The organism is Mesorhizobium sp. M0040 (genome assembly GCF_040323505.1).
GTDB lineage: Bacteria > Pseudomonadota > Alphaproteobacteria > Rhizobiales > Rhizobiaceae > Mesorhizobium.
In genome coordinates, this window is the sequence record NZ_JAMYVA010000059.1 from 22,244 (window position 1) to 29,028 (window position 6,785).

Annotated in this window: 5 protein-coding genes and 1 tRNA gene; 1 reads left to right on the top strand and 5 read right to left on the bottom strand. The window is 57.9% G+C overall.

Features of this window, described 5'->3' with window-relative positions:
* Positions 1-8: 8 nt before the first annotated feature.
* Complete coding sequence (locus NKJ91_RS29440) at positions 9-506, bottom strand: prolyl-tRNA synthetase associated domain-containing protein (RefSeq protein ID WP_352458336.1); 498 nt, start codon at positions 504-506, stop codon at positions 9-11.
* 230 nt (positions 507-736) lie between these two features.
* Here NKJ91_RS29440 and NKJ91_RS29445 point away from each other — a divergent pair.
* Positions 737-811: transfer RNA gene (locus tag NKJ91_RS29445), tRNA-Gly, on the top strand.
* Positions 812-942: 131 nt separating this feature from the next.
* Here the strand turns inward: NKJ91_RS29445 and NKJ91_RS29450 are convergent.
* The 4 genes from NKJ91_RS29450 to NKJ91_RS29465 form a co-directional block, all read right to left on the bottom strand.
* On the bottom strand, positions 943-3,168 hold the full coding sequence (locus NKJ91_RS29450; protein WP_352458337.1) for a mechanosensitive ion channel family protein: 2,226 nt from the start codon (positions 3,166-3,168) through the stop codon (positions 943-945).
* Positions 3,169-3,607: 439 nt separating this feature from the next.
* Positions 3,608-4,678, bottom strand: a complete 1,071-nt coding sequence (locus tag NKJ91_RS29455; RefSeq protein WP_352458338.1) for an adenylate/guanylate cyclase domain-containing protein — start codon at positions 4,676-4,678, stop codon at positions 3,608-3,610.
* Positions 4,679-4,681: 3 nt separating this feature from the next.
* A complete protein-coding gene (locus NKJ91_RS29460; protein WP_254818889.1) occupies positions 4,682-5,173 on the bottom strand; it encodes a Rab family GTPase in 492 nt (163 codons plus the stop codon).
* A 15-nt stretch (positions 5,174-5,188) separates the two neighbouring features.
* Entirely contained in the window at positions 5,189-6,652 is a 1,464-nt protein-coding gene (locus NKJ91_RS29465; protein WP_352458339.1) for an OmpA family protein, read from the bottom strand.
* Between the last annotated feature and the right edge of the window lie 133 nt (positions 6,653-6,785).

Below are 6,785 nucleotides of genomic sequence, written 5' to 3' on the forward strand. Positions count from 1 at the left end.
TGTGGCGATCATGCCGAGACTTTCAAGATAACAGCATCATGTCCGGTTGCCTCGACGAATTTGACCAGGTCCGCGGCAGCGATGGAAGTCGTCGCTTCGTTGGTCAGCGGGTGGGCATTGACCACCGCATGGCTCATCAGCTCCTCGTCCAAAACGACCTTGACCCTTCGCTCGGTGTCGTTGATCAGCCCGAACACCGTGACCGCGCCCGGGACGACGCCGAGAAGCTCCATCAGCATCTCCGGCCGGCCGAAAGACACGCGCCCCGCAGCGCCGATCAGATGGTGGATCTGCTTGAGATCGACCACCGCCTCCTCGTCGACGCTGACCAGGAAGAAATTGTCCTTCTTGTCCTTGAGGAACAGGTTCTTGGTGTGGCCGCCGGCAATCTCGCCGCGCAGCGCCTGCGAATCGGCGACCGTGAACAGCGGCGGATGCCTCCGCGTCGATACCTCGATCCCGAGTCCGGCAAGAAAGGCGAAAAGTTCGGCTTCGGTCTTCGGCATCGGTCTTTCTTCTGATGGCCCGCTTTCAACGGCTTGTTCGGCTAACGCCGTTTACGGCCAATGATGCGGCCAAGACAAGCCCGTCGCGCAACGCGGGGGTGATTGCCTTGCGACGTCCCGAGGAGCGCTTCTCCGCATTGCCGGCGAAGCAAAAAGCCTGCGAATTCCCTGTTGCAATCGCCGCGCTCTTCAGCCATATAGGCGCGGCTTGCGGCCCAAAAGCCGCGCGAGCGGGTGTAGCTCAGGGGTAGAGCACAACCTTGCCAAGGTTGGGGTCGAGCGTTCGAATCGCTTCACCCGCTCCAGTTTCCTTGAGGGGAATCAAGCGATTAAGAGGCGCCTTTCGGGGCGCCTTTTGCTTACGTGGCGAAGAGAGTGTCCCTGCCATGGCGATGCGCGGAAAGCCGCGCTGTGACCAGCAGGTGTCGCAGCTTTTCTATTCCGTTGTGCTAGCTTTTTTTCTGCGCCGAATAGTGTGCGACTGCGCGACGGCCATTTTCAACTCGGGCGTGATCTCCAACGGTGCATTCTCTGCCCCATGTTGGTTCTGTAGCCCCTGGACCTGGACGGTCGGAAATGGGAGTTCGATGCCCTGCTCCTTGAAGACCTGGCGGAGGCGTACATAGAATTTGCGTTTCATACCGAAGGCGCCTCCCGGCTTGGTTGTGGCCTTGACCCTCAATACGATGCCGTATTCGCCGAACTCCTGTACGCCCTGCATCTTGATCGGGTCGAGCACCCAGTGTTTGAACTCGGGATCTTCCGCCAGTTCGAGGCCGATCCGCTTGATCAGCTTGCGAGCGAAGTCGATATCGGTGTCATAACCAACGGTGATGTTGAATTTGTCGATAACCCAGTCACGGCTCTGGTTCTGGACTGCCCCGAGTTCACCGAAAGGTATCGTGAACAGCGGACCACGATGGTGGCGCAGCTTCACCGAGCGCAGCGAAAAGCTTTCCACAGTACCCTTGTAATTGCCCGATGAAATGTATTCGCCAACACGGAACGCATCATCGAGCAGAAAAAACACGCCTGAAATGACGTCCTTGACAATGGTTTGTGCCCCAAAGCCCACGGCGACGCCGACGACGCCAGCGCCGGCGATCAATGGGCCGATCTGGATACCCAGCGAGGCGAGCATCATAAGCACCGCCATCACGATGATCGATGCGAGCAGAATATTCTGGAGGATCGGCAAGAGCGTGTGCAGCCGTGCCTGCTGCGGATCGAGGATCGGGACGTCCTCGTCGCTGATCACAGGGTGCGGTGTTTCTATGCCCAGCTTTCGTTCGATCAAAGCTTTGATGATCGACCAGCCGAAGTCGGCGGCGAGGGCAATGACCACGACATTGATCAAGCCGCGCAATATGAACGTCGTCGTCGTATCGCTGTCCCGCATGGATTGCATGTCCAGACCCCAGACACGTGCGAGAAGGTAAGCCGCCGCCAGGATGAAAATCATTCGGATTCCGCGATCGATGACAGCGATCGTCACCGCCGGGATCGTGGGCCGGCCGACATCTTCCGAACCTGGCCGCAGAACGAAATTAACCCCGCGCTGCGTCACCACGATTGCCAAAGGCAGGAAGAATGCGGCGAAGGTGAACCAGAAGTATGTATAAAGGCCAGCGATACGCTGCAGGAACAGGACGACGAAATAAGCAGTCAATAGCCATGTCGCTTCCGTGTGACCGATGTGGCGCGCACCGTCTCGCTGCGTTCTTGGCCGACGCCAAATGGCGAGCAGCAGGAGCAACAGCAGCACGAAATCGGCGCCCAGTGACAGGACCATCATTCCGTCCTGATCGATGCCGAGACCTGGCAAGAGGATAAACGCGGCGCCGAAGAAGGCGAAGACGCCGACGATCCGGGGTAGCCAGTAGGACCAATGGTCAGCCGCTTCGTTGGTGATCGGCAAAGCACGAACCTCGACGGCGTTCTCGACGTTCATGAAGGAAGGGACGAGCATGGCCATGACGTACATGCGCACACCCCATGTAACGACTGCCGCCATCAGAAATGTCAGTACAATCTCGCGGATAAGCATCGGCCAGTCGAACAACATGAACGCGCCGGCGCTGCCCAGTGCGAAAGAGACTATCAGCATGCTGGAATAAAGCAGGCGGCCACCAATCTTCTTGGCTCGCCCAACAGGCGTATCCTTCAGTTGCGCGATAATCCAAAGACGAAATGGACGGGTGAGCTTGAATGTTGCCCAAGTGAGTGCCAGGCCGGCAGCTATGAACATTGCAATCAGCACAAATACGCCGGCAGGCCCCTTGCTGGACATATCCTCCATCGTCTCTGCCCGAACGCGCGCGAACTGGCCTGGCAGCAAGGGCAAAGTTCGCACGATTCTTTCGATATGATGCCTGATCCCATCGAGCGTCGAGGATGCCATCGTATTCATCTGGCCTGGTGCGGCCACGGCGCCGGACGATGCGTCGGTCGGCGAAGCCCCTCTCTCGGCGGGCGCTCCCGTTGATCCGGCGTCCTGATTTCGCTGTTCGGCCACCCAGGCCTTCACTGACGGATCGTCGAGAAGCTCGAGCAGCTGTTTGACCCTTTCAGGCGGGACGGTCGCGGGCGCCTGCGCCTGCGCCTGACCAGCCAACAAAAGGGCGATCCCAAAGACGAGCGGCCTGGCAATCAGGGCAAACATCGCAGTCAGGTCTCCGAGACGCCGTGCCGGGCGCGCCAGGTTCCTGGCGCCCAATCGTCGAGTCATGAGTGGCATCGTGCTGTTAACCTTCCGGTCGGATCGGCGAGTAACGACATCTATGTCCGTTGTTGCCCTACCTTGAAGAAACCGATGTTGCGGTGCAAGACGTCATCGTTCCGAGCCAGACCGTTGCGCCGGGTACTTGGCGGTGTTTATTTAGCCGCGGGGGCAGGACATTCCGACCTCGGCCCAGGCCTCCGGCCGTTCTATGAACTGGGCATCGACGTTAAATCTCAGGAACTGATTTCCTGAGTTGACCAGGACAGACCTTTGGCGGTCGCTCGGTGGTCAACTGCTTCGCGCACCGCTGCGGACATTCGAAACCATGATGTTGCTTGAGATGCAATGCGCTTCCGGGTCGGCACTGCCATGCGGCAAATCAGGCCGGGAGCCGCCACATTCGCACACGACCTGTACCACGCAATTCCGTTTCCGCGAGTGGGTCGCAAGCAAAATTTGGTCCAAGCAGTTGATGAGTTGCATCCGAAATACGGATTTCATCGGGCTCCGCGGACGTTTGGATACGTGCGGCAAGATTAACGGTGTCGCCCCATAGGTCATAGGCAAACCGCCTTTTGCCTATGACGCCCGCCACGATTGGTCCTGAGTGAATTCCAATTCTGAGTCTTATCGGTTCTCCTGCGAAGCGTTCGCGCTTAACCGCCTTCCGCAGTTCAAGTGCATAGTGCGCAAGGGCTTCCGCATGATCGGATCGCGCGGCGGGCAGGCCAGCGACCACCATCACACAATCGCCGATTGTCTTGATCTTTTCGCAGCCGTATCGCTCCGAGAGCAGATCCGCCGCCTTGAAGAAGTAATTTAGAATAGCGAGCGTCGTCACGGCTCCGACGCTCCGCGCTCTTTCCGTAAAACCGACGATGTCGGCAAAAAGCACACTCACCTCCGCGTGGTTGTCTGCAATTTGTTCGTGCGCTTTTAGCCGCTCCGCGATCGACGCCGGAAGAATGTTGAGGAGTAGGGCTTCGGCGCGCTGGTATTCACGCGACAATCCCTCTTGGCTCGCCCTCAACGCCTCGTTTGTCGATTGTAATTTCTCGTTGAGTTGACGCTCCCTCTCTTGCAGGAGCGTCATTTCATAAGCCTTCTGTTGAAGCCGCTGCCTATTGTCGCGTTCGGCAGCGGCGTCAAGAAAGAGCAGCCACACGCAGGCATTGTCAGCAAAAAGATGGAGGTCCGCGACACGCCCGCTGGGCAGTTCGACCATGGCCATATCATATGGAAGCTCCGGGCAGGGCAACAAACCTTCCATGAATTCAAGCTGCTCGGCAACAGGCTTACCTATGCGAACTGACGAGAGTCCGTAATGTTTAACGTTACCGCCCTTCGCAGCTATGCAAAGCTGGGCGTCGATTTTCAGATATGCGACCGAGCGCTCGCTGTAGAAGAAATCGTAAATCCAGCTTCTAACTTCTCTTGGCAAGACATGCATGGTTTATTTGCTGACCATCGAAGCAAGTTGACGAAACGCATCATCAACATGTTCACCCGAAAGCGCACTTGTTAGATAGATTTGCCATCCAAGTTGCCTCAGTTCGTCAATTTCACTATCCGATATTGCCCACCGATCGGCCAGATCGGATTTGTTGAACAGCAATACAAACGGCATAGCGCCGAATTCAGCCTCGGCCCGCTCGCGCAACGTGAGCGCCACGGCAAGAGTAGCAGCGCGTGTTCCATCGACGACAAGCACGAGCCCACTCGCACCTCGCACATAGCTGACGCGGAATGAGCCGATATCGTCTTCGCCGGCCAAATCCCACAAAATCAGATCCACGGTTTTGTCCGGGAATGCGACACTCTTCTTGTCGATTTTCACTCCCACCGTGGTCAAGTAGGTTTCTGAAAAGATGCTTTGCACAAACCTGCGAACCAGACTGGTCTTTCCGACAGCGAACCCGCCCAACATGCAGATCTTCTTTTGCAATATCCTGGGCTCCGCCTAGTGGAAGTTTACCGTAACCGAAACTCTGCGGTTGGCGGAGTTCCCGGTTCGGCTATTTTCAATCTCCGCTGGCTCAAAGGTGCCCGCGCCGCGAACCAAGAGCAACTCCGGATCGACGCCGCGCTTCTTGAGAAGCGCACGAACTGTTTCCGCGCGCGCGGCGCTGATCGACAACTTGGCCGTTTCACGGCCCGTCTCGTCCGAATGGCCGGTCAACATGAACTGTGCTGTTACGCCTGCCTTGCGGGCGTCCTTGGCCAATTCCTTCAACTGATTCGCCAATTTGTCGAGAACCGGCAGTTGCTCTGGTCCCGGTACAGCCTTGCCAGAATCGAACAAAATGTCGACCGCTTGAATAGCCTCCCTCAAATGAGTGAGTTGCGGAGGGGTCAACTCACGCAGCTCGGAGATTTCTAGAGAGAGTCCGTCCGCCGACAGCTGTTGGGCGGCGACCCGCGCCCGATCTATCCAGGCGGCAGGAGCTTCACCCTGGGCAACGATGCGATCCTTGATGATCGAAAGCCGTACTGAATCCGGCGGAGTCAGCGACGCCATCAGCCGCTTCACCACGAACTTCGGATCAAGGCTTTGATAGAATTGCCACTGTGAATGAACGCGAGCAGGATCGACCCCTGTTCCGGACAGCAGAGCCTTCGGGTCGGCGGCCTGCGGGTCTCTCAGGCCGGAAATATAGAAATGTCCGCCCCTCGCCGTTTGTTGGCCGATGATGATTCCCGCTTGGGCCTCCAGTCGCGACACATAAGTCTGCCAGTGCTCCGCCGCGCGTGCTTCGGGGCTCACATCACGAACCTTGGAGATGTCGAATTCCGGTCCGCCTGCCGAAAGCTGTCGGGCCGCTGCGCGTGCGCGATCTATCCAGGTGTCGGGAGCCTCACCCTCGGCAACGATGCGATCATTGACGATCGAAAGTCGTACTGAATCCGGCGGAACCAGCGACACCATCAGCCGCTTCAGGACGAACTTCGGATCAAGGCTCTGATAGAATTGCCACTGCGAATGAACGCGGGCGGGATCTACCTCCGTTCCGGACAGCAGAGCCTGCGGGTCGGCGGCAAGCGGGTCTCTCAGGCCGGAAATATAGAAATGTCCGCCCCTCACCGTTTGTTGGGCGACGATGATTCCCGCTTGGGCCTCCAGTCGCGACACATAGGCCTGCCAGCGCTCCGCCGCGCGTGCTTCGGGGCTCACGTCACGAACCTTGGAGATATCGAATTCCGGTCCGCCTGCCGAAAGTTGTTGGGCCGCTGCGCGCGCCCGATCTATCCAGGTGTCGGGAGCCTCCCCCTCGGCAACGATGCGATCATTGACGATCGAAAGTCGTACTGAATCCGGCGGAACCAGCGACGCCGTTAGCCGCTTCAACACGAACTCCGGATCAAGACTCTGATAGAATTGCCACTGCGAATGAACGCGAGCAGGATCGACCTGCGTTCCGGCCAACAGAGCCTGCGGGTCGGCGGCAAGCGGGTCTCTCAGTGTCCGTTCCAAAAAGAGTTGAGTGATTTCAGCAGGTTGTGATTCTGTCGGATTTGCGAGATTCGATGGAGATCACGATGGCCTGGACTGAAATCAC